This is a genomic window from Polymorphobacter multimanifer (assembly GCF_014205635.1).
GTDB classification, from domain to species: domain Bacteria; phylum Pseudomonadota; class Alphaproteobacteria; order Sphingomonadales; family Sphingomonadaceae; genus Sandarakinorhabdus; species Sandarakinorhabdus multimanifer.
Window position 1 is genome coordinate 38,794 of record NZ_JACIIV010000001.1, and the last position, 21,983, is coordinate 60,776.

Here is a 21,983-nt window from a genome sequence, read left to right on the forward strand (position 1 = left end):
CGGTATGAGCGGATGATCGCCCGGCGCTATCTGATGCCGGGCAAGGGCGAAGGGTTCATCTTCCTGGTCGCCACGATTTCGCTGGTGGCGGTGGCGCTGGGGGTGGCGGCGCTGATTGCGGTGATGAGCGTGATGAACGGCTTTAGGGCCGAGCTTTTCGACCGGATTCTGGGGCTGAACGGCCACGCCGTGGTGCAGGGCTATGGTGGCAAGCTGGAGAACTGGCAGGCGATTGCGGATGCGGCGCGCAAGCTGCCCGGGGTGACGAGTGCGACGCCGCTGATCGAACAGCCGCTGATGGGGAGCTTCCAGGGGCGCGTCGAGGGCGTGCTGGTGCGTGGGCAGCGGGTGGCCGACATCAAGGGCAATGCGGTGATGGCGGACAATGTGCGCGCCGGCTCGCTCGACCGGCTGGTGCCGGGGAGCGGCACGGTGGCGATCGGTGCGCGGCTGGCGGAGAATTTGGGCGCGCGGGTGGGCGACGAGATTTCGCTCATCAACCCGGCGGGTGAATCGACGCCGTTCGGGACGGTGCCGCGGATCGTGGCGTATCGGATCGGTGCCGTGTTCGAGGTGGGGATCTTCGAATATGACAAGGCGTTCGTGGTGATGCCGGTGGAGGATGCGCAGCTGTTGATGCGGCTGGGCGACGCTGTGGGCATGGTCGAGCTGGAGACCAACGACCCCGACCGGGTGGGGCAGATCCTGCAGCCGCTGCAGGCGGTGGTGGCGCAGGACGGGGTGATTGCCGACTGGAAATCGACCAATTCGGCGCTGTTTTCGGCACTTGTGGTCGAGCGGACGGTGATGTTCTGGGTGCTTTCGATCATCATCCTGGTAGCGGTGTTCAACATCCTGAGTTCGCTCATCATGCTGGTGCGCGCCAAATCGCGCGACATCGCGATTCTGCGGACGATGGGAGCGGGGCGCGCGGCGCTGATGCGGGTGTTCATGACCGTGGGGACGATCATCGGCGGGCTGGGGACGTTGCTCGGGCTGGGGCTGGGGATGACGATATTGGCGTTTCGCGAGAGTATCGTGGCCGGCGTGGGGGCGCTGACGGGAGCCAATCTGTGGGACCCTTCGGTGCGCTATCTGACCGAGCTGCCGAGCCGGACCGACCCTTTCGAGGTGATCGGCATCGTGGTGCTGGCGCTGGTGCTGAGCTTCCTGGCGACGCTGTATCCGGCGTGGAAGGCTGCCAATACCGATCCGGTGCAGGTGCTGCGCTATGAGTGAGGCGGTGCTGGATGTGCGCGGGTTGACGCGCAGCTTCGAACAGGGGGGGACGCGGATCGAGGTGCTGAAAGGCGTCGACCTGGCGATTGCGCCTGGCGAGATCGTGGCGCTGCTGGGGCCGAGCGGATCGGGCAAATCGACGTTGCTGCAGGCGGTGGGGCTGCTCGAGGGCGGGTTTCAAGGGGCCATCAGCATCGGCGGCGAGCGGGTGGAGAGCCTCGACAACCCCGGCCGGACGCGGGTGCGGCGCGAGAAACTTGGGTTTGTGTATCAGTTCCACCATCTGCTGCCGGATTTTTCGGCGGCCGAGAATGTGCTGCTTGCCGGTCTGGTGGCGGGGCGGACCGATTCCGATGCGCGGGCGCGGGCGGAAACGCTTTTGTCGTCGCTGGGGCTCGGGGAGCGGCTGACGCATCGGCCTTCACAGCTTTCGGGGGGCGAACAGCAGCGGGTGGCGGTGGCGCGGGCGCTGGTCAACCAGCCGCTGCTGGTGCTTGCCGATGAGCCGACGGGCAATCTGGATGAGGCAACCGCGGCGAAGGTTCTGGCGGAATTTCTGGCGCTGGTGCGCGGGCAGGGGAGCTCGGCGCTGGTGGCGACGCACAATGAGGTGCTTGCCGCGAAAATGGACCGGGTGGTGCGGCTTCACGAGGGCCGGCTGGCGGTGGCTGAGGGAATATCCACAAGTTAGTGGCTGGCCGTGGTGGCGGGCGGGGCGGGGCTGCGGCATAGTCGGGCCATGCCCCATGCCGGATTCGTCCCTCTTCGCCTGCACAGCGCTTATTCGATGCTCGAAGGGGCAGTGCAGCCCGAGGCGCTGGCCAAGGCGTGCCGCAAGGCGGGGTTTCCGGCGGCGGCCCTTTGCGACCGGGGCAACATGTTTGCCGCGATGGACTGGTCGGCGGCGGCCAAGGATGCCGGGGTGCAGCCTATCATGGGGGCGTTGCTGCCGATCGAGCGGCCGCTGACGAGAACTGCGCTGACGCGGCCCGTTGTGGATTGGCTGCCGGTGCTGGCGCAGGACATGGACGGGTACAAGAATCTGGTGCGGCTGGTGAGTGCCGCGCACCTCGATGCCGATGGCCATGAGGCGCCGCTGCTGACGCTGGCGCAGCTGGAAGGGCGCACCGAGGGGCTGATTGCACTGACCGGGGGTGCCGAGGGTTGGCTGACGCGGCTTGCCGGCGAGGGGCAGCCGATGGATGCGGCGGCGGATGCGCTGGGCCGGCTGTTCGAGGGGCGGCTTTACGTCGAGATCAGCCGCTCGGGCGATCCGGCGGAGGTGCGCGGCGAGGCGGGGTTGCTGGCGCTGGCGAATGCGCGGGGCTGGCCGCTGGTGGCGACCAATCCGGTGAAGTTTTTGAAGGCCGATGGGCACAAGGCGCATGACGTGCTGCTCTGCATTGCCGGCAGCACCTATGTCGACGCCGAGGACCGGCCGCGCTCCAACCCCGAGCATTGGCTGAAATCCGCCGATGCGATGCGGAGCCTTTTCGCCGATCTGCCCGAGGCGGTGGCGAACAGCGTGGCGGTGGCGCAACGGTGTGCAGTGATGGCGCCGTCGCGCAAGCCGATCCTGCCGAGCCGGGCGGGCGATGCGGTGGCGGAGGAACTGCAGCTGGTGGCCGAAGCCGAGACCGGGCTGGCGGAACGGCTGGGCGTGCTCGGCATCGAGGGCGAGGCGGCGGTGCCTTATGCCGAGCGGCTGGCGTATGAGCTGGCGGTGATCCGCTCGATGGGGTTTGCCGGATACTTCCTTATCGTGTCCGAATTCATCGGCTGGGCGAAGGGCGAGGGGGTGCCGGTGGGGCCGGGGCGTGGCTCGGGGGCAGGGTCGGTGGTAGCATGGGCGCTGAAGATCACCGACCTCGATCCGCTTGCCAATGGGCTGTTGTTCGAGCGGTTTCTCAATCCCGACCGTGTTTCGATGCCCGACTTCGACATCGATTTTTGCGAAGTTCGCCGTGAGGAGGTGATCCGCCATGTGCAGGCGCTCTATGGGCGCGAGCAGGTGGCGCAGATCATCACCTTCGGGAAGATGAAGGCGCGCGCGGTGGTGAAGGATGTCGGCCGCGTGCTGCAGATGTCCTATGGCCAGATGGACCGGCTGGCGAAGATGATCCCTAGCCACCCCACCGACCCCTGGACGCTGGCGCGGGCGCTGGGGATCGGGCGGGACAAGGACGGCAATGCCTATCACGGCGTGCCCGAGCTGATTGCCGAGCGCGACCGGGACCCCAAGGTGAAGCGGTTGCTCGAGATGGCGCTGCAGCTCGAAGGGCTGCCGCGGCACAGCTCGACGCATGCTGCGGGCGTGGTGATCGGCGACCGGCCGCTTTCAGAACTGGTGCCGATGTACCGCGATCCGCGCTCGGACATGCCGGTGACGCAGTTCGAGATGAAGGCCGTGGAAAAGGCCGGGCTGGTGAAGTTCGACTTTCTGGGACTGAAGACGCTTTCGGTGCTCGCACGCGGGGCGAAGCTGCTACCGCAAGTGGTTGATTGGGAACGGCTGCCTGTCGATGACCCGACTGTGTACAAGCTGATTGCCGAGGGCGACACGGTCGGGGTGTTCCAGTTCGAATCGGAGGGGATGCGCCGCGCGCTTGGGCAGGTGCGGCCCGATTGCTTCGCCGATATCGTGGCGCTGGGCGCGCTCTACCGGCCGGGGCCGATGGACAATATTCCGAGCTATGCGCTGCGCAAGGCGGGACGCGAGAAGGTCGAGCTGCTGCATCCGACGATGGAGCCGATCCTGCGCGAGACCAACGGGATCATCGTCTATCAGGAGCAGGTGATGCAGATCGCCCGCGAGCTGGCGGGCTACAGCCTTGGCGAGGCCGATCTGCTGCGCCGCGCGATGGGCAAGAAGATCCATGCCGAAATGGTGGCGCAAAAGGCGCGGTTTGCCGAAGGGGCGGCGGCGAACGGCATCGATGTGAAGACGGCCGAGGCGGTTTTCGAGCTGGTGCTGAAGTTTGCCAATTATGGCTTCAACAAGAGCCATGCTGCGGCATATGCGCTGGTGAGCTATCAGACGGCCTGGCTGAAGACGCACCACCGCGCCGAATTCTATGTGGCGTCGATGGACTATGACATCGACAATACCGACCGGATCGCCGCGTTCGTCGAGGATGCGCGAAGGGGTGGGGTGACGATCCTGCCGCCGTGCATCAATGGTTCGCAGGCGTGTTTCTCGGTCGAGAATGGCCATGTGCGCTTCGGGCTGGCGGCGTTGAAGAGCGTGGGCGGCAAGGCGATGGAGGCGGTGGTGGCGGCGCGTGGGGACCGGCCGTTCAAGTCGCTGTCGGACTTTGCGGCGCGGGTCGACCCCAAGCTGCTCAACAAGCGACAGCTGGAGGCACTGATCGGCGCCGGGGCCTTCGACAGCATCGAGCCCAACCGTGCCGGGGCGCATGCGATGGCAGCGGCGATCCTGGCGACGGCGCAGACGCTGGCGGCGGAGCGCGAGAGTGCGCAGGTGGCGCTGTTCGGCCTTGAGGAGGGCCCCGCACTGGGCATGGTGGTGCCGGCGGAGGAATGGACGCTGGCCGAGCGGATGGCGGCCGAAAAGGAGGCGTTCGGCTTTTACTTCTCGGGCCATCCGGTCGATGCCTGGCGCGCACTTCTCGATGCAAAGGGGGCGATGACCTGGGGGCAATGCGCCGAAATGCCGGCACCCCCGGGCGGGGGGAAGCAGGCGATCACATTGGCGGGGCTGCTCGAGGAAGTGCAGTGGCGCACCTCGACCAACAATACGCCGCGCCGCGGGCATTTGTCGGCGGTGGCCAATCGCTATCTGGCGATCACGCTGTCCGACCGATCGGGCCAGTATCGCGCCACCTGCTCGAGCCCCGACACGCAGGAGCGGCTGGAGCGGCTGGCGGCCGAGGACCCGCTGGTGCTGCTGCAGGCCGAGCTGGTGTGGAAGGAAGGCGAGGAGGTGGTGCGGCTGCGCATCCATGGCGCCACATCGCTGGCCGAGATGGCGCGGCGGGCGCCGGGCGAGCTGGTGGTGCGGGTGCGCGACTGGTTCGAGATCGACCGGCTGGCGGCCTTGCTGGGGCCGGCGGCGGGCCAGGGGCGCGGCGAAGTGCTCGCCGAAGTCGATACCGCAGCGGGGCGGGCACGCGTGCGGCTGGGGCGCGATTATCTGCTCGACCATGAGCTGATGGCGGCGGTGCAGCGGATGCAGGCGTTGCCTGTAGAGGGCGGGGTGAAGCTGGCGGTCGTTTCCGGCTAGGGCTGGAAGACGTTCCATCCCATCGCGCGGCTCAGGTCTTCGAGCGCCTGGGTGCCGAGCAGGCTGTTGCCTTGCGGGCTGAGGCCGGGGGACCAGACAGCGATGCTGGCCTGGCCGGGGGCGATGGCGAGGATGCCGCCGCCGACACCCGATTTGGCGGGAAGGCCGACCTTGAAGGCGAAGTCGCCGCTGGCATCATAATGGCCGCAGGTGAGCATGAGGGCGGCGATGCGGCGGGAGCGTTCGGGGGTGACGATGGCGTTGCCGCTGTCGGGACAGACGCCAGCGTTCATGAGGAAGCGGCCGGCGCGAGCGAGCTGGCGCGTGGTCATGGCGATGGCGCACTGATGAAAGTAGACATCGAGGGTGTTGCCGACCGGGCCGGCGATGATGCCGAAGGACTTCATGAAATTGGCGAGGCCGGCGTTGCGAAAACCCGTGGCGGCTTCGGAATAGGCGACGGCGCCATCGACGGTGATCGAGGGATCGCCGGTCAGGCGGCGGACGAGGCGCAGGATGGCGCCGATGCCTTCGCGCGGCTCGTGGCCGGCAGCAATGAGATCGGTGACGGCGATGGCGCCGGCGTTGATGAAGGGGTTGCGCGGGCGGCCGCCTTCGGCTTCGAGCTGCACGATCGAGTTGAAGGCGCTGCCTGAAGGCTCGCGGCCGACGCGCGCCCAGACGGCTTCGCCGTGCGACTGCAGCGCCTCCACCAGTGCGAACACCTTGCTGACCGACTGGATGGAAAAGGGGACATGGGCATCGCCGGCGCTCTGCTCCTGGCCATCGGCAGTGATGACGGTGATGCCGAAGTGCTGCGGGCTGACCTTTGCGAGCTCGGGGATATAGTCGGCGACATGTCCGCGCTCGGGCTCGGCGAGCATCCGGGCGGTGATGTCGGAAAGCGTTTCGGCGAGATCGGGCATGGGCGTGAGTGTGCGTGGTGGAGCACTTCATCGCAAGGCTGGCCAGAATATGAGTGGCGCTTGAATTGCGCGGAGTGTATATCCGCATTGTGAACTGAGACCAGATTGCGTCCGGCATGGGGAGTTTTGACATGGCCACACAGCCCGAGATCAGCAGCACCGAAGAGCCGCCGCGCGGGCGCACGCGCCCCAACATGGTGTGGCCGTTTCCGCCGCGCGAACGTCCCGATCTGCCTGACCATGAGCCTGCGACGCTGGCAGAATATCTGCGCACCGCGCCGCTCGATGCGGTCGATATTGCCGACCCGCTGTGGTGGGAGAATGACGTCGAGGGCGTGTTCCTCAAGCGGCTGCGCGACGAGGCGCCGGTGCACTTCAACGAGGTGAACGCGGCGCGGCACCGCGGCTTCTGGTCGGTGACGCGGTGGGAGGACATCATGGCGGTGGACACCAACCACCAGGCCTATTCATCCGAAGCGTCGTTGGGTGGCATCACGCTGTTCGACATGGACCCGGATTTCATCATGCCGATGTTCATCGCGATGGATCCGCCCAAGCATGATGTGCAGCGCAAGGCGGTGAACCCGATCGTGTCGGGACCCAATCTGGCCGGCTTCGAGACGCTGATCCGCGAGCGGACGGCGGAAGTCCTCGACGGGCTGCCGCGCGGCGAAGTTTTCGATTGGGTCGACCGGGTGTCGATCGAGCTGACCAGCCGGATGCTGGCGACCTTGTTCGACTGGCCGCAGGAGCAGCGCCGCAAGCTGACCTATTGGTCCGACATTTCGACCTCGGACCCCGAGCTGCCGGGCAATCCGAGCAAGGAGGAGCGGCAGACCATCCTGATGGGCATGCTGCAGGAGTTCATGGCGCTGTGGAACGAGCGGGTGAATGCCGAGCCGAAGACCGACCTGGTGTCGATGCTCGCGCACAACCCTGCCACGCGGAACATGCCGCCGATGGAGTTCATGGGCAATCTGGTGCTGCTGATCGTGGGCGGCAACGACACGACGCGCAACTCGATCTCGGGGGGTGTGTATTTCCTCAACAAGAACCCGACAGAGTATGACAAGCTGCGCGCGAACCCCGCACTTGTGGAATCGATGGTGAGCGAGACGATCCGCTACCAGACGCCGCTGGCGCACATGCGGCGCACCGCACTCGAGGACACGATCCTCGGCGGCAAGCACATCCGCAAGGGTGACAAGGTGGTGATGTGGTACATCTCGGGCAACCGCGACGAGCGGTCGATCGAGGATCCCGATGCGTTCATCATCGATCGCAAGCGGCCGCGGCAGCACATGTCGTTCGGCTTCGGTATTCACCGCTGTGTGGGCAACCGGCTGGCCGAGCTGCAGCTGAAGATCCTGTGGGAAGAGATACTGAAGCGCTTCGACCGGATCGAGCTGATCGAGGAGCCCGAGCGCGTGCCTTCGGCCTTCGTGAAGGGTTACAAGAAGATGATGGTCCGCATTCCAGCCTGAGAGAGAAAATGGCCAAGATCAAATATATCGAGTTCGACCGCACCGAGCATGTTGTCGAGGTGGCGAATGGCGAAAATCTGATGGAAGGCGCATTGGGGAACAATGTGCCGGGCATCGATGGCGATTGCGGGGGCAATGCCGCCTGCGCCACCTGCCATTGCTATGTGGGCGATGACTGGCTGGCAGCGACCGGCCCGCGCAGCGACAGCGAGGAGGCGATGCTCGAACTCGCCGATGGCATGACCGCCAACAGCCGGTTGGCATGCCAGATCATCGCCAGCGATGCGATCGACGGCATCGAATTGCGGTTGCCCGAAACCCAGCACTGATCTGGTTCCAGCAGGGAACCAATTTTTCCCGGGGCTGTTTGGATTGCAAGTGGCTCGGCAGGACCGGGCCCTTTATCATGTCCATCTGTGACGCAACTTCGGAGTCTTCCATGCGCCCTCTTCTTGCTCTTCTGCTGATCGCCTCGCCTGTGATGGCGGCTCCTGTCGAGCAGGGGGCGCCGAATGTTCCCGAATTCAAGCCGGCGTTTGCAGGGCAGACGCGTGCCGATGCGGTGAAGACCCGCGGTAATGTGCGGGTGGCCGAGATCGCGGCCGGGTTGAACAAGCCCTGGGGCGTGGCGTTGCTGCCGGGTGGCAAGTTTCTGGTGAGCGAGAAGGCCGGCGGCACGCTGCGGATCATCGGTGCGGATGGCAGCAAGTCGCCGCCGCTCACGGGCACGCCGAAGGTGGATGCGCGCGACCAGGGCGGCATGATGGGCGTGAGTGTCCCGGGCGATGGCTGGGTTTATTTCAGCTATGCCGAGCCGCGTGATGGCGGCAGCGGGCTGGTGGTGGCACGCGGCAAGCTCGGCGGGACCGATGCGGCACCGGCGCTGACCGAGGTGAAGACGATCTTCTCGATGCAGCCGACGATCGATTCGACTAAGCATTTCGGTGGCCGCATGGTCTTTCTGCCGAACAACATGATGTACATCACGCTCGGCGAGCGGTCGATCGTGCCCGGCCGGGTGCAGGCGCAGGACCCCGGCAGCCACTTCGGCAAGATCGTTCGGATCGGGCGTGATGGCAGTGTGCCGAAGGACAATCCGCTCGTGGGCCGCGCCGGTGCCAAGCCGGAAATCTGGTCCTGGGGGCATCGCAACGTGCTGTCGGCCGCGCTCGACAGCCGCGGCCGGCTTTGGGAAGTCGAGATGGGACCCAAGGGCGGCGATGAGTTGAACCTTGTTGCCAAGGGCAAGGATTATGGCTGGCCGACCATTACCTATGGCGAGGAATACTCGGGCAAGCCGATCGGTCAGGCGATCACGCAGAAAGCGGGGATGGAGCAGCCGGTCTATTATTGGGACCCGGTGATTTCGCCCTCGGGCATGGCGATCCATTCGGGGCGCGGTGCGACCGAGTGGCAGGGCAATGTGTTCATCGGCGGGTTGTCGTCCAAGGCGCTGGTGCGGCTGGTGCTCAACGGCGACCGGGTGGTGGGCGAGGAGCGGCTGCTGACCGACCGTGGCGAGCGCATTCGTGATGTCGTCGAGGGGCCTGCGGGCGAACTTTATGTGCTGACCGACGATGCAAACGGCAAGCTGCTCAAGGTGACTGTCGGCAACTGAGCCTGACCGCCCAGCTTGACGGGAAGCGCGTGCTCGCATAGAGGCGCGCTTCCACACAACAAATCCCCACGCGGGGGCCATATCCGGTGGCGGGCTTCCCGTTCACTTCCCCGCGGCGGTTTAACCGGAGGTTATATTCCATGGCGGCACCCGTCGTATCCATGTCGCAGCTCCTCGAAGCTGGCGCGCATTTCGGACACCAGACCCATCGCTGGAACCCGAAAATGAAGCCCTACATCTTCGGTGATCGCAATGGCGTCCACATCATCGATCTTTCGCAGACCGTGCCGCTGTTCGCGCGTGCGCTCGACTTTGTGCAGGCGACGGTGCAGGCCGGCGGCAAGGTGCTTTTCGTCGGCACCAAGCGCCAGGCGCAGGACCCGATTGCCGAGGCTGCGCGTCGCTGCGGCCAGCACTATGTCAACCATCGCTGGCTCGGCGGCATGCTGACCAACTGGAAGACGATTTCGGGCTCGATCAAGAAGTTCAAGCAGCTCGAAGAGCAGCTTTCGGGTGACACCACCGGCCTGACCAAGAAGGAAGTGCTCAAGCTGACCCGCGAGCGCGACAAGTTCGAGCTGAGCCTCGGCGGCATCCGCGACATGGGCGGTCTTCCCGATGTGATCTTCATGATCGACGTCAACAAGGAAGAGCTGGCTGTGAAGGAAGCCAATGTGCTCGGCATTCCGGTGGTGGCGATACTCGATACCAATACCGATCCGAGCGGCATCGCTTTCCCGGTGCCGGGCAATGACGACGCCAGCCGCGCTATCCAGCTCTATGTCAACGCGATTGCCGATACGGTGATCGGTGCCTCGCAGGGTCGCATGGCCGCTTCGGGCTATGATCTGGGTGCGATGGAAGAGCCGGTGATGGAGCCTGCGCTGGTGGAAGAGCCGCAGGTTGCGGCTGAACCCGTTGCGGCCGAGTCGGCTGCGCCTGATTCGGCTGAGGCCGAGCCGGTTGCGTCGGAAGCGACTCCGGCAGCCTGACGATTTGCGGCCGGCGCTTGGGCGCTGGCCGCAACGCCTTGTCATGGGCATGAAACATGGCACGTCCAAGGGGCGGGCCGGTAGCCAAGAGGATATGAAAATGGCTGAGATCACTGCAGGCATGGTCAAGGACCTGCGCGAGCGCACCGGCGCTGGCATGATGGACTGCAAGAAGGCGCTGAACGAGAATGCCGGCGACATGGAAGCTGCGGTCGATTGGCTGCGCACCAAGGGCCTGGCGGCAGCTGCCAAGAAGGCCGGGCGCACGGCGGCTGAAGGGCTGATCGGCGTGACCGTTGCCGGCACGCGCGGCGCGCTGGTGGAGGTGAATTCCGAGACCGATTTCGTGGCGAAGAACGAAGTGTTCCAGGATTTCGTGCGGACTGTGACGACGATTGCCGCCGAGCTCGGCAGCGACGTGGAGGCGCTGCTGGCGGCCGGCTATCCCGAGTCGGATGGCAGTGTGCACGACCAGCTGACGCACAACATCGCGAAAATCGGCGAGCATCAGACGCTGCGCCGTGCGGCGATTGTCGAGGTCGAGCAGGGTGTCGTGACATCCTATGTGCACAATGCCGCGGCATCGGGCCTCGGCAAGATCGGCGTGCTGGTGGGCCTTGAGTCGACCGCCGCTGCCGATGTGCTCGAGCCGCTCGGCAAGCAGATCGCGATGCACATCGCTGCGGCCAATCCGCTGGCGATCGACGAGACCGGGCTTGACCAGGCCACGGTCGAGCGTGAACGTGCCATCGCCCGTGAAAAGGCTGCGACCAGCGGCAAGCCGGCCGAGATCATCGAAAAGATGATCGAAGGCGGCGTGCGGAAATATGCACAGGAAAATTCGCTGCTCACACAGGTGTTCGTGATCGATGGCAAGTCCAAGGTCGGTGACGTGGTGGCTGCGGCGGCCAAGGCTGCCGGCACGCCGATCACGGTGAAGAGCTTTGTTCGCCTCCAGCTCGGTGAAGGCATCGAGAAGGAAGAGAAGGATTTTGCTGCCGAAGTGGCTGCTGCCGCTGGCGCTTGATCGGTTTGTAACGGTTGCGGGGGGCCACGGCATGCCGTCGGCCCCCCTTTTCATATCGGGCAGCGGTGGCTAAGGCTCGGCGCCATGTTTTCCATCGGTCGGGCAGGAAAAATTCGGTGATACGAGGTTTCAAGCGCATCCTGCTCAAGCTCTCCGGCGAAGCGCTGATGGGGCACGAGCCCTATGGCATCGATCCTGTCGAGGCGACGCGGATTGCGCATGAAGTGCAGGCGGCGGTGGCGCTCGGCTATGAAGTCTGCCTGGTGGTGGGCGGCGGCAACATCTTCCGCGGGCTGGCGGCGGCGGCCAAGGGCTTCGACCGCGGCTCGGCCGATTACATGGGGATGCTCGCCACGGTGATGAATGCGCTGGCGATGCAGAATGCCCTGGAGAACATCGGCATTTCGACACGCGTCCAGTCCGCCATCCCGATGCCGAGCGTGTGCGAGCCCTATATTCGCCGCCGAGCCGAGCGGCACCTGGAGAAGGGCCGGGTGGTGATCTTCGCCGCCGGCACCGGCAACCCGTTCTTCACCACCGACACCGGCGCGGCACTGCGTGCGGCCGAGATGAACTGCGATGCGCTGCTCAAGGGCACGTCGGTCGACGGTGTCTATGATGCCGACCCCAAGCGCGTGCCAGGGGCCAGGCGTTATGATCGGCTCAGCTATTCAAAGGTGCTTGCCGACGATCTCAAGGTGATGGACGCCAGTGCGGTGGCCATGTGCCGGGACAATGGCATTCCCATCCTCGTCTTCAACATCCGCGAGCCCGGCACATTGGCTGCGGTGTTGCGTGGCGAGGGAACATCGACAATGGTCACTAGCGAGGAGCAAGCCCTTGGCTGATTTTGAATTCGCACCCTGGAAGGCCGATCTCGAGCGGCGCACCATCGGCGCCGTGGATGCGCTCAAGTCCGATCTGGCCGGGCTTCGCACCGGCCGCGCCAACGCCAGCCTGCTCGATCCGGTGACGGTCGAGGTCTATGGTTCGGCGATGCCGCTGTCGCAGGTGGCGACGGTAACCGTGCCCGAGCCGCGCATGATCAGCGTGCAGGTTTGGGACAAGAGCAATGTGACGCCGGTGGAAAAGGCGATCCGCTCCGCGGGGCTCGGCCTCAACCCGATCACCGATGGCCAGACGTTGCGGCTGCCGATCCCGGACATGACCGAGGAGCGCCGCAAGGAGATGGCGAAGCTGGCGTCGAGCTATGCCGAAAAGGCCAAGATTGCCGCGCGCAATGTGCGCCGCGACGGGATGGAAGCGCTGAAGACCGCCGAGAAGAAGGGCAAGATCAGCCAGGACGAGCAGAAGCGTTTCGAGACCGAAGTGCAGAAGCTCACCGACAAGGCCGTGGTCGACATCGACGCCGCGGCGGCTGCCAAGGAAAAGGAAATCCTCGGCAAATGACGCTGGCCCCGGCCCCGCTTGCAGCGCCAGTCCTGGGAGCGGCTGACGGCGGGGTGCGTCATCTGGCGATCATCATGGACGGCAATGGCCGCTGGGCACAGCGACGCCGGCTGCCGCGCATCGCCGGCCACCGCGCCGGAGTGGAATCGGTGCGCCGGGTGGTGGAGGCTGCCCCCGACCTTGGCATCGAGGTGCTGACGCTCTACGCGTTTTCAAGTGAGAACTGGAAGCGGCCGGCGGATGAAGTGTCCGACCTTATGGGGCTGCTGCGCCACTATGTGCGCTCGGAAATCAAGGACTTGCACAGGAACGGCGTTCGGCTGGAATTCATCGGCAACTGGCGCGCGCTGAAACCCGATCTGGTGGCGCTTCTCGAGGAGGCGCGGGCGCTGACGGTGAACAACCGCAAGCTGACGCTGGTGATGGCGCTCAACTATGGCGGGCAGGACGAGGTGGTGCGGGCTGCGCGGTCGCTGGCCGCGGATGTAGCGTCCGGGCTGATCACGGCCGATGCCATCGACCCCGAGATGTTCGCGAGCCGACTCGACACCTGCGAATGGCCCGCACCCGATGTGGTGCTGCGCACCTCGGGCGAGATGCGGCTTTCCAACTTCCTGCTCTGGCAATCGGCCTATGCCGAGATCGTGATCACCGAGACGCTGTGGCCCGATTTCGACGCTGCGGCACTGGCGGCGGTGCTGGCGGAGTTTGCAACGCGGGAACGACGCTTTGGCGGGCGCTGAGGCGGTGATGTTCGACCGGAGCTTGCAGTTGCGCGTCATCACCGGGCTGGTGCTGCTTGTGCTGGCGCTTGCGGCGGTCTGGTGGGGCGGCATGCCATTTCTGGCGCTGGTGGCGCTGGCGACGTTGATCATGTGGGCCGAATGGGCGGCGATGATGCAGCTTGGCCTCGGCCTGCGCCGCGTCGGGCTGGTTCTGCTCGCAACGTGCATGGCGCTGCTGGCTGTGGCGAGCGCGGGCGAGGTGCTTGTGGCGCTGGCCGGCGGTGCCGGATTGATCGGGCTGTTTGCACGCGGGACCGTGAACCGCCGCGCGGCGCTGTGGACCACGGCCGGTCTGCTCTATTGCGGGCTGCCGGCGATCGGGCTGCTCTGGGTTCGTGCGCTGCCGGAGGGACTGGCGGCAACGGTTCTGCTGATGGCGATTGTCTGGACCGCCGACATCGCGGCGTTCTTTGGCGGCAAGACGATCGGCGGGCGCAAGCTGGCGCCGTCGATAAGCCCCAACAAGACCTGGGCCGGCGCCATTTGCGGCGTGGTGGGGGCGATGCTGGTGGCGGGTGCGCTGGCGACGGCGTATCTGCCGAGCGGGCTTGGCCGCTGGACGCTGACGATGGCCAGCGTGGGCGGTGCGCTCGCGGTGCTCTCGGTGCTGGGGGATCTGCTCGAAAGCGGGCTGAAGCGCATGGCCAGGGTCAAGGATTCGGGCACATTGCTGCCGGGCCATGGCGGCGTGATGGATCGGCTCGACGGGCTGGTGCCGGTCGCGGTGGCAGGATCGGCGCTGTTCGCCCTGACGGGATGGGCCGGATGACCACGACACTGACAATTCTTGGCGCCACCGGATCGGTGGGGAGCCAGACGCTCGACCTGGTGGCGCGCAACCCCGGCCGCTGGCAGGTGGAAGCACTGACCGCCAATGGCGACGCCGAGGGCCTGGCCCGGGCCGCGCTGGCATGCGGTGCGCGCTATGCGGCGGTCGGGGATGAACAGGCCTATGCGGCTCTCAAGGCAGCCCTTGCGGGCAGCGGCGTCGAAGTGGCGGCAGGGGCGGAGGCCATTCGCGTGGCGGGCGCGCGGCCGGCGGACATCGTGCTGACGGCGATCGTGGGGGCGGCAGGCCTGCCGCCGACACTTGCAGCCATCGAGCGCGGCGCGCGGATTGCCATTGCCAACAAGGAAACCCTGGTGTGCGCCGGGCCGGTGGTGACGGCTGCCGCCAAGGCGAGCGGTGCCGTGCTGCTGCCGGTGGACAGCGAGCACAACGCCATCTTCCAGGTGTTTCCGCATGGCGACTGCAGCAGCGTGCGCAAGGTGATCCTCACTGCCAGCGGGGGGCCGTTCCGCACGCGAAGCCTCGACGAGATGCGGCATGTGAGCGTGGCCGATGCCTGCGCGCATCCGGTCTGGTCGATGGGCGCCAAGATCTCGATCGATTCGGCGACGCTGATGAACAAGGGGCTCGAGCTGATCGAGGCGGAGCAGCTGTTCGGGGTGGGGGCCGACCGGCTCGGTGTGATCGTGCATCCGCAATCGGTGGTGCATTCCATGGTGGAATATGTCGACGGCTCGGTGCTGGCGCAGATGGGCACCCCCGACATGCGAATTCCCATCGCCTATGCACTCGCCTGGCCGGAGCGGATCGAGACGCCATGCGCGCGCCTCGACCTCGCGCGGATCGGCAATTTGAGCTTCGAAGAGCCTGATCTGGAACGTTTCCCTGCTCTGGCGCTTGCCTGGGCAGCGCTGCGGGCCGGGGGCTCGGCGCCGTGCATCCTCAATGCAGCCAACGAAGTCGCGGTGGCGGCGTTCATCGCCGGGAAAGCCGGCTTCCTCGATATCGCCGATGTGGTGGCCGCCGTGCTCGACCGTCTGGGCTCCGGCCCGCTCGATGGGCTCGAGGCCGTGCTGGCCGCCGACGCCGCTGCGCGTGCAGCGGCGCACGACATTGTGAAGGGGTTGGCGCGTTGACCGAAATCCTGCCCCAGCCGAGCCTGATGTTCAGTCTTGGCGCGTTCATCCTGATGATTGCGGTGCTGGTTGTGGTGCACGAGGGCGGGCATTTCCTGGCCGGGCGGTTCTTCAATACCAAGATCGACGCCTTTGCCTTCGGGTTCGGACGCGAGCTGCTGGGCCATACCGACAGGCGCGGGGTGCGTTGGCGGCTCAACCTCCTGCCGCTCGGGGGCTATGTGAAATTCACCGGCGATCTCAATGAGGCGAGCCAGGTCGATCCTTCGTTGCTGAAGCTTCCCCATGCCGAGCGTGACAAGCTGTTTGCCTTCAAGCCACTTTGGCAGCGGGCGATCATCGTTGCGGCCGGGCCGGCGATCAACTTCGCGTTCGCCATCCTCATCCTTGCCGGATTCTACGTGACGCTCGGGCACCCCACGACGCCACCGGTGGTTTCGGCTGTGATGCCGGAGAGTGCTGCGGCGAGTGCCGGATTGCAGGCCGGCGACCGGATCCTTTCGATCGACGGCGAGAGCGTGTCGCGCTTCGAGGATGTGATCAACATCGTGATGAGCGGCACCGGCAAGCCGTTGCAGCTTGTGGTGTCTCGCGATGCCGGCAGCGAGCGCAACCTCGTCATCCAGCCGCAGATGGTCGAGACAACCGACCGCTTCGGCAATGTGATCAAGCATCCGCGCCTCGGCATTGCGCGCGGGCAGCAGATCGTTGAGCAGGTGGGGCCGATTACAGCGCTGGGGCACGGCGTTGTCGATACCGGCAACATCATCGTCACCATCGGCCGCACGCTGCGGCAGGTGGTGATGGGTGAGCGCAACCTGGACGACCTGGGGGGGCCGATCCGGTCCGGCCAGGTGACCGGCCAGCAGGCGGCAATGGGGGTGACCTCGTTCATCGCTTTCATGGCGTTCTTCTCGGTCAACCTCGGCTTCATCAACCTCCTGCCAATCCCTACGCTGGACGGCGGGCATCTTCTCCTCTACGCGGTCGAAGCTGTCCGTCGGCGACCGCTGGGCGAGCGTTTTCAGCAATGGGCGTTCATGTCGGGCTTTGCGGCGATCATGACCCTTATGGTGGTGCTTACCTGGAATGACCTGTCTTCAGTTGGAGTCTTCAAGCAGCTTTCGGGCGTGCTCGGTTGATGCAAAGGCCAGCCGCATGAAGGCTGGCAATGCCGGCCGCGTTCGCCGCATCCGTGGCTTGTGCACGCTGCTGCTCGTGACGAGTGCGCTTGCCGCACCGCTTGCAGCACAGCAACGCGGCCGTCAGCCGCAGCCGGCCCCGCCGCCACCGCCGCTGGCGAGTGCCGGGCAGGTCGAGGTGCTGGGTGCCGGCGCCGGAACCGTGCGATCGATCACGGTGCGCGGCACCGAGCGGCTCGAGCCCGAGACGGTTCGCAGCTATTTGAACCTTGTGGTCGGTGACCAGTATGACCGGAACCGGACCGACCTTGCGCTGAAGGCGCTCTATGCGTCGGAGCTGTTCGCCGATGCCACGATTCGCGATGACAATGGCGCGCTGACGGTGGAAGTGCGCGAGAACCCGGTGATCAACCGTATCGTGATCGAGGGTGCGAAGCGGGTGAAGGAAGACAAGATCCGCGAGGAGATCCGCCTTGCACCGCGGCAGATCTTCACGCGCTCCAAGGCGCGTGCCGATGTCGGGCGCATCCTCGAATTGTATCGCCGCTCGGGGCGGTTTGCGGCGGCGGTCGAGCCGAAGATCATCCAGCTCGAGCAGAACCGGGTCGATGTCATCTTCGAGATGAGCGAGGGGCCGAAATCCAAGGTTCAGCAGATCAACCTGCTTGGCAACACCAAGTTCAAGGATGGCAAGCTGCGCGGCGAGATGGCGACCAAGCAGGCGCGCTTCTACCGCTTCTTCAGCTCGAACGACACCTATGATCCCGACCGGCTGGCCTATGACCAGCAGAAGCTGCGCCAGTTCTACCTGACCGAGGGCTATGCGGATTTCCGCGTGGTGTCGTCGGTGGCAGAGTTGACGCCCGACAACCGCGATTTCATCGTGACCTATGTGCTCGACGAAGGTGATCGGTACAAGTTCGGCACCGTGGACCTCGAATCCGAGATCCGCGATATCAAGGCCGAGGATTTCAAGGCGCTGATCCCGGTTGCGAAGGGTGACTGGTACGACGCCCAGAAGATCGAGAACACGGTCGAGACGCTGACCGAGACCGCAGGGCTTCTCGGCTATGCCTTTGCCGATGTGCGACCGCAGTTCGAGCGCGACAAGGATGCGCTGGAAATGAACGTCACCTTCCGGATCGGCGAGGCACCGCGCGTCTATGTCGAGCGGGTGCAGGTCAACGGCAACACCATCACGACCGATCAGGTGATCCGCCGCGAGTTCCGGCTGGCCGAGGGCGACGCCTTCAACTCGATCAAGGTCCGGCGGTCGAGCGACCGTTTGAAGAGCCTCGGCTTCTTCCAGGAGAAGCTGGAGATCGAGCAGAAGCCCGGCGCCTCGCCTGACCGCATCATTCTCGAAGCCAATGTCGAGGAGCGGCCGACGGGCGAGTTGCAGGTTTCGGCGGGTTTCTCGAGCCTCGAGCGGTTCATTCTTTCCATGTCCGTCCGCCAGCGGAACTTCCGCGGGCGTGGGCAGGAGCTGCGGCTTTCGGCGAACATCTCGAGCTTCTCGCGCTCGATCGAGGCCGGGTTCACCGAGCCGTATCTGTTCGGGCGCAACCTGGCACTCGGCTTCGATGTGTTCACGCGCGATTTCCGTTCGTTCCGCTTCACCGCCAACAATTCGCGCGACACGACCTACACGCAGGTTTCCACGGGCTTCAACGTGCGCGTCGGCTTCCCGGTGACCGAATTCTGGGCAATGCAGGCGCGCTATGGCATCTCGTTCGAGAACATCGATCTCGATCGCGATCTCTTCTTCACCAACGGGCTTTGCGATCCGCTGCTTGCCGGCCGCTTCCTTTGCGAAGCGCTCGGGAAGCGGACCGTTTCGACGGTTGGTTACAGCGTGCTGTTCAACAACCTCAACAACAGCTTCCGCCCGACGGGTGGCCAGCGCTTCTCGTTCAGCCAGGATCTCGCGGGCATTCCGCTCGGCGTGAAGTACGTCCGCACCCGGGCGAATTATGACCGCTACAATGCGCTGTTCGGTTCGGGCTTCATTCTGCAGATCGCCGGCGAGGGTGGCTATATCACCGGCTATGGCGGTTCCGATGTGCTGCTTACCGACCGCTTCTTCCTCGGCGAGCCGCAGATGCGCGGTTTCCGCATCCGCGGTGTCGGCCCGCGCGTGCTGCGGCGTCCGTTCGACGAGACGGGCACGCCGATCACCGATCGCAATTTCGTTCTCGACGATGCGCTTGGCGGCAAGGCCTATTATTACGGCAAGGCGGAAATCCAGATCCCGCTGGGTGCGGGTGGGGCGGAGCTTGGGCTGCGGCCGTCGATCTTCATGGATGTCGGTGCAGTGTGGAACGTGCGGTCGCCCAACCTGACTTGCGCCAACGGGCCGACGACCAACCGCCCGGACTGCCTGCCGTTCGACCCGCTGCGGCCGAGCAACGGTTTCGAGGAAGTGTTCTTGGGCAACTCGCCGTCCCCGCGTGTTTCGGTGGGTGCGGGTGTGATGTGGAACTCGCCGTTCGGGCCGTTCCGCCTCGATGTGGCCAAGGTGTTGCGCAAACAGCCGGGTGACGACACCCAGGTTTTCCAATTCAACGTAGGGACTCAATTCTGATGAAGAAGAGCTTGATTGCGCTGGCACTCGCCAGTGCCGCGGTGCTGCCGATGGCAGCCCCGGCCTTTGCGCAGACACTGCCCGCGACGGTGGTGATCGTGGTCGATCTGGATTCGATCTACTCCAACTCGGCCGCCGCAAAGGGCGCCACCACGGACCTGCGCGCCAGGGACGAAGCACTTCGCGCCCGCGCTACCCAGTTGCAGAGCACGCTTGGTGCCGAGCAGCAGCAGCTCCTGCAGGGCCGCCCCGCCGAGAATGCCCCGGCGGCGACAAAGACCGCCTGGGAAACCCGCGCGCGCGACTTCCAGACCCGCCAGCAGCAGGCCGGACAGGAGCTCGAGAAGCGCCAGGCCGATCTGCAGGCGGCGCGCCAGTTCGTGCTGAAGCAGATCAACGATGCCATGCAGCCGATCATCACCACGGTGATGCGCGAGCGCGGCGCCTCGGTGGCGATCGCCAAGGGAGCAACGCTCGACAATTCGGCGTCGCTCGACATGACCGCCGATGTGATGGCGCGGCTCGACAAGGCGCTGCCGCGCGTTTCGACCACCCCGCCGGCCACCGCGGCAGCACCTGCCGCGCCGGCAGCCGCACCGCCGCGCTGATGGCTGGGGACGCCAGCGCGATGACGACTGCTCTTGGAACTGCCGATGTGATGGCGGTGATGGCGCTGCTGCCGCATCGCTACCCGATGCTGCTGGTGGACCGGGTGGAAGATATCGTTGCGGGCGTCTCGGCGCGCGGCATCAAGGCCGTGAGCATCAACGAGCCATTCTTCGCCGGGCATTTTCCGGGGCGACCCATCATGCCCGGCGTGCTCATCATCGAAGCGCTGGCGCAGACTGCCGGGGTGCTGGCGATGAGCAGCCTCGGTGACGAGGGCAACGGCAAGCTTGTCTACTTCATGGCGATCGATGGTGCGAAGTTCCGTACTCCCGTCGAACCTGGCTGCCTGCTGCACCTCGACGTGCGCTTCACCCAGAACCGCGGGCGGGTGAGCAAATTCGAGGGCCGGGCGCTGGTTAACGGCAAGCTTGCGGCCGAGGCCAGCTTCACGGCGATGATTGCGGATCCGCCGGCTTGAGGTCTGCCTCGGGCCGCGCCGCGATCAGCACCGCGACGAGAATGACCGCTGCGCCGGCCCAGGTCTGCACGCGCACAGCGTCTCCGAAGATGAAGAAGCCGAAAAGGGCTGCCCAGGGCAGGGCGGTGAACTCCATGACCGCGCCCATCTGGGCTTCGAGACTGGCGTAGGCGCGCGCCAGCAATTGCATCCCGATGTTGCCGATGAGCCCCAGCGCTGCGAAGCCGACCAGGCTGGTTGAATCGGGCAGGGGGTGCAGCAGCGCCACCGGGCTCAGGAGCAGCAAGGGGATGAGGCTGCCCAACAGCGTGATTGCAGTGGCGCCATTGGTGGCAGCGAGAGAGCGCAGCAGCACGGCGGTCGCGGCATAGGTGACGGCTGCGAACAAGGCGGCTGCCACGGCGAGCATTCGCGCGTCGCCACCGTCCGGTGCGCCCTGGACCGAGATCAGCACACCGGCAAAGCCTATGAGTCCGGCCAACAGTGCCTGCCGGCGCATCCGTTCATGCAGGACGAGCCGAGCCAGTGGCGGCACCAGCAACGGCGCCACGAAAGCGATGGTGAGGGCTTCGGCGAGCGGCAGATTGTCGATGGCATAGAAGAAGCTGAGTGCCGTGATGGTTATGAGAAAGCCGCGCAGAAAGTGCAGCTTCATGGTGCCGACGCCGATCGATGGGCGGCGCTGAATTTGCCAGACCATCAACGCGATGGCGGCCCCACTCGCGTAGCGGCCAAGAGTGACGACTTCCACGGCATTCGACTGCGCCAGCCACTTCACCAGCGCATCCATGGCGGTGAGTGCGCCAATACCCGCAACGCATTGCAGCAGGGCGGTGGTGGAGCGGGGCGATGGTAGCATCGCCCCGCTCTAGCCGAGGGCAATCAGCGCGTCATGCGACTTTGAAGCCTTCGCGATTCATGCGGTTGGTCAGCGACTTCTGCTGCTCGGGCGACAACGAGGCGTGCAGGCGAGGGAAGACTTCCGTCTCCTCCTCGGTCACATGCGCTTCGAAAACGCTTCGGATTTCCCCGAGCTTTTCGAGGAAGCCGGGCCTCTGCTCCTTGCCGATCACCTCCAGCTCATGCAGCCCCTTCTTCAGCTCGAAATGCTCGCTGTTAAGAGTGTTCGCGGCTGCGGTATCGCCATGTTCGGCGAGGATGCAGTAGACGACATATTCTTCCTGGACATTATGCTTGCCGATCGCGTGCTGCAGCTGGAGCACCAGTGTGGCGCGCTTGCCCTGATCTTCTTCGGTCGTGTCGGCAAGCTTTTCCATGATGCCGCGCGCCAGCTTATGCTCGGCCTTGAGGCCCTCGAACCAGTCTCCGGCGGCATAGGTGACCGCCTGCACGGCGGCGCGGCGGCCGGCAGCAGCGAGCAGACCCAGCCCGAAGCCGGCGGCACCAGCGACAAGCGCCGGGCCGGTCGCATCGGTGGACCGTTTGTCATGGTCCCTGAGGCCGCTCTTGAAGCGATCATTGTAGTTTTTGTAGGTTGCACTGGTCATGGCGGTTCTCCT

20 protein-coding genes are annotated in these 21,983 nt (G+C 65.4%); 17 read left to right on the plus strand and 3 right to left on the minus strand.

What is annotated here, in order from left to right; translation table 11 throughout:
* Positions 1–12 precede the first annotated feature (12 nt).
* Genes FHS79_RS00165 through dnaE form a run of 3 tightly spaced genes read left to right on the plus strand, consistent with a single transcriptional unit; the run spans position 13 to position 5,482 of the window.
* On the plus strand, positions 13–1,239 hold the full coding sequence (locus FHS79_RS00165; RefSeq protein ID WP_184194046.1) for a lipoprotein-releasing ABC transporter permease subunit: 1,227 nt from the start codon (positions 13–15) through the stop codon (positions 1,237–1,239).
* Positions 1,232–1,930: an ABC transporter ATP-binding protein gene (locus tag FHS79_RS00170; protein WP_184193530.1), complete on the plus strand. Its 699-nt coding sequence runs from the start codon at positions 1,232–1,234 to the stop codon at positions 1,928–1,930. The genes FHS79_RS00165 and FHS79_RS00170 overlap by 8 nt, the downstream gene beginning before the upstream one ends.
* Positions 1,931–1,978: 48 nt before the next feature.
* Positions 1,979–5,482 carry a DNA polymerase III subunit alpha gene (gene dnaE / locus FHS79_RS00175; RefSeq protein ID WP_184193532.1) on the plus strand — a complete coding sequence of 1,168 codons (3,504 nt, stop codon included), beginning with the start codon at positions 1,979–1,981 and terminating at the stop codon, positions 5,480–5,482.
* On the opposite strand, the gene FHS79_RS00180 is transcribed toward dnaE, so the two are convergent.
* Positions 5,479–6,408 (minus strand): glutaminase, encoded by a 930-nt coding sequence (locus FHS79_RS00180; protein WP_184193535.1) that lies wholly within the window; start codon positions 6,406–6,408, stop codon positions 5,479–5,481. The genes dnaE and FHS79_RS00180 overlap by 4 nt on opposite strands.
* Positions 6,409–6,539: 131 nt before the next feature.
* Here FHS79_RS00180 and FHS79_RS00185 point away from each other — a divergent pair, with 131 nt between their 5' ends.
* From FHS79_RS00185 to fabZ, 14 genes are all read left to right on the plus strand, one after another.
* Positions 6,540–7,892 (plus strand): cytochrome P450, encoded by a 1,353-nt coding sequence (locus FHS79_RS00185; protein WP_184193538.1) that lies wholly within the window; start codon positions 6,540–6,542, stop codon positions 7,890–7,892.
* An 8-nt stretch (positions 7,893–7,900) separates the two neighbouring features.
* Positions 7,901–8,221: a 2Fe-2S iron-sulfur cluster-binding protein gene (locus FHS79_RS00190; protein WP_184193541.1), complete on the plus strand. Its 321-nt coding sequence runs from the start codon at positions 7,901–7,903 to the stop codon at positions 8,219–8,221.
* 110 nt (positions 8,222–8,331) lie between these two features.
* Positions 8,332–9,510, plus strand: coding sequence for a PQQ-dependent sugar dehydrogenase (locus FHS79_RS00195; RefSeq protein ID WP_207792158.1), 1,179 nt, complete (start codon positions 8,332–8,334; stop codon positions 9,508–9,510).
* A 140-nt stretch (positions 9,511–9,650) separates the two neighbouring features.
* On the plus strand, positions 9,651–10,502 hold the full coding sequence (gene rpsB / locus FHS79_RS00200) for a 30S ribosomal protein S2 (protein ID WP_184193547.1): 852 nt from the start codon (positions 9,651–9,653) through the stop codon (positions 10,500–10,502).
* Between the two features lie 100 nt (positions 10,503–10,602).
* Positions 10,603–11,529, plus strand: a complete 927-nt coding sequence (gene tsf, locus FHS79_RS00205; protein ID WP_184193549.1) for a translation elongation factor Ts — start codon at positions 10,603–10,605, stop codon at positions 11,527–11,529.
* A 119-nt stretch (positions 11,530–11,648) separates the two neighbouring features.
* Positions 11,649–12,377 (plus strand): UMP kinase, encoded by a 729-nt coding sequence (gene pyrH / locus FHS79_RS00210; protein ID WP_184194049.1) that lies wholly within the window; start codon positions 11,649–11,651, stop codon positions 12,375–12,377.
* Positions 12,370–12,939 carry a ribosome recycling factor gene (frr, locus tag FHS79_RS00215; protein WP_243452534.1) on the plus strand — a complete coding sequence of 190 codons (570 nt, stop codon included), beginning with the start codon at positions 12,370–12,372 and terminating at the stop codon, positions 12,937–12,939. The genes pyrH and frr overlap by 8 nt, the downstream gene beginning before the upstream one ends.
* On the plus strand, positions 12,936–13,682 hold the full coding sequence (locus tag FHS79_RS00220) for an isoprenyl transferase (RefSeq protein WP_184193553.1): 747 nt from the start codon (positions 12,936–12,938) through the stop codon (positions 13,680–13,682). The genes frr and FHS79_RS00220 overlap by 4 nt, the downstream gene beginning before the upstream one ends.
* The gene (locus FHS79_RS00225; protein ID WP_243452535.1) at positions 13,669–14,493 is read left to right on the plus strand and encodes a phosphatidate cytidylyltransferase; all 825 of its coding nucleotides are present in this window, start codon (positions 13,669–13,671) and stop codon (positions 14,491–14,493) included. The genes FHS79_RS00220 and FHS79_RS00225 overlap by 14 nt, the downstream gene beginning before the upstream one ends.
* Positions 14,490–15,650 (plus strand): 1-deoxy-D-xylulose-5-phosphate reductoisomerase, encoded by a 1,161-nt coding sequence (locus FHS79_RS00230; RefSeq protein WP_184193556.1) that lies wholly within the window; start codon positions 14,490–14,492, stop codon positions 15,648–15,650. Before FHS79_RS00225 ends, FHS79_RS00230 begins: the two co-directional genes overlap by 4 nt.
* The gene (gene rseP, locus FHS79_RS00235; RefSeq protein ID WP_243452536.1) at positions 15,647–16,792 is read left to right on the plus strand and encodes an RIP metalloprotease RseP; all 1,146 of its coding nucleotides are present in this window, start codon (positions 15,647–15,649) and stop codon (positions 16,790–16,792) included. The genes FHS79_RS00230 and rseP overlap by 4 nt, the downstream gene beginning before the upstream one ends.
* Before the next feature lie 16 nt (positions 16,793–16,808).
* Positions 16,809–19,376: an outer membrane protein assembly factor BamA gene (gene bamA, locus FHS79_RS00240; RefSeq protein ID WP_184193559.1), complete on the plus strand. Its 2,568-nt coding sequence runs from the start codon at positions 16,809–16,811 to the stop codon at positions 19,374–19,376.
* The gene (locus FHS79_RS00245) at positions 19,376–19,984 is read left to right on the plus strand and encodes an OmpH/Skp family outer membrane protein (RefSeq protein ID WP_184193561.1); all 609 of its coding nucleotides are present in this window, start codon (positions 19,376–19,378) and stop codon (positions 19,982–19,984) included. Before bamA ends, FHS79_RS00245 begins: the two co-directional genes overlap by 1 nt.
* A 20-nt stretch (positions 19,985–20,004) precedes the next feature.
* Positions 20,005–20,463, plus strand: coding sequence for a 3-hydroxyacyl-ACP dehydratase FabZ (gene fabZ / locus FHS79_RS00250; RefSeq protein ID WP_243452537.1), 459 nt, complete (start codon positions 20,005–20,007; stop codon positions 20,461–20,463).
* Here fabZ and FHS79_RS00255 read toward each other — a convergent pair.
* On the minus strand, positions 20,432–21,322 hold the full coding sequence (locus tag FHS79_RS00255; RefSeq protein WP_184193567.1) for a DMT family transporter: 891 nt from the start codon (positions 21,320–21,322) through the stop codon (positions 20,432–20,434). The genes fabZ and FHS79_RS00255 overlap by 32 nt on opposite strands.
* A gap of 31 nt (positions 21,323–21,353) precedes the next feature.
* Positions 21,354–21,971, minus strand: coding sequence for a hemerythrin domain-containing protein (locus tag FHS79_RS00260; RefSeq protein WP_184193570.1), 618 nt, complete (start codon positions 21,969–21,971; stop codon positions 21,354–21,356).
* Positions 21,972–21,983: the final 12 nt, after the last annotated feature.

Bases quoted from the DNA above. Each gene is read 5' to 3' on its own strand.
- FHS79_RS00165 (WP_184194046.1), top strand. From the start codon at position 13: ATGATCGCCCGGCGCTATCTGATGCCGGGCAAGGGCGAAGGGTTCATC.
- FHS79_RS00170 (WP_184193530.1), top strand. From the start codon at position 1,232: ATGAGTGAGGCGGTGCTGGATGTGCGCGGGTTGACGCGCAGCTTCGAA.
- dnaE (WP_184193532.1), top strand. From the start codon at position 1,979: ATGCCCCATGCCGGATTCGTCCCTCTTCGCCTGCACAGCGCTTATTCG.
- FHS79_RS00180 (WP_184193535.1), bottom strand. From the start codon at position 6,408: ATGCCCGATCTCGCCGAAACGCTTTCCGACATCACCGCCCGGATGCTC.
- FHS79_RS00185 (WP_184193538.1), top strand. From the start codon at position 6,540: ATGGCCACACAGCCCGAGATCAGCAGCACCGAAGAGCCGCCGCGCGGG.
- FHS79_RS00190 (WP_184193541.1), top strand. From the start codon at position 7,901: ATGGCCAAGATCAAATATATCGAGTTCGACCGCACCGAGCATGTTGTC.
- FHS79_RS00195 (WP_207792158.1), top strand. From the start codon at position 8,332: ATGCGCCCTCTTCTTGCTCTTCTGCTGATCGCCTCGCCTGTGATGGCG.
- rpsB (WP_184193547.1), top strand. From the start codon at position 9,651: ATGGCGGCACCCGTCGTATCCATGTCGCAGCTCCTCGAAGCTGGCGCG.
- tsf (WP_184193549.1), top strand. From the start codon at position 10,603: ATGGCTGAGATCACTGCAGGCATGGTCAAGGACCTGCGCGAGCGCACC.
- FHS79_RS00220 (WP_184193553.1), top strand. From the start codon at position 12,936: ATGACGCTGGCCCCGGCCCCGCTTGCAGCGCCAGTCCTGGGAGCGGCT.
- FHS79_RS00230 (WP_184193556.1), top strand. From the start codon at position 14,490: ATGACCACGACACTGACAATTCTTGGCGCCACCGGATCGGTGGGGAGC.
- bamA (WP_184193559.1), top strand. From the start codon at position 16,809: ATGAAGGCTGGCAATGCCGGCCGCGTTCGCCGCATCCGTGGCTTGTGC.
- FHS79_RS00245 (WP_184193561.1), top strand. From the start codon at position 19,376: ATGAAGAAGAGCTTGATTGCGCTGGCACTCGCCAGTGCCGCGGTGCTG.
- fabZ (WP_243452537.1), top strand. From the start codon at position 20,005: ATGACGACTGCTCTTGGAACTGCCGATGTGATGGCGGTGATGGCGCTG.
- FHS79_RS00255 (WP_184193567.1), bottom strand. From the start codon at position 21,322: ATGCTACCATCGCCCCGCTCCACCACCGCCCTGCTGCAATGCGTTGCG.
- FHS79_RS00260 (WP_184193570.1), bottom strand. From the start codon at position 21,971: ATGACCAGTGCAACCTACAAAAACTACAATGATCGCTTCAAGAGCGGC.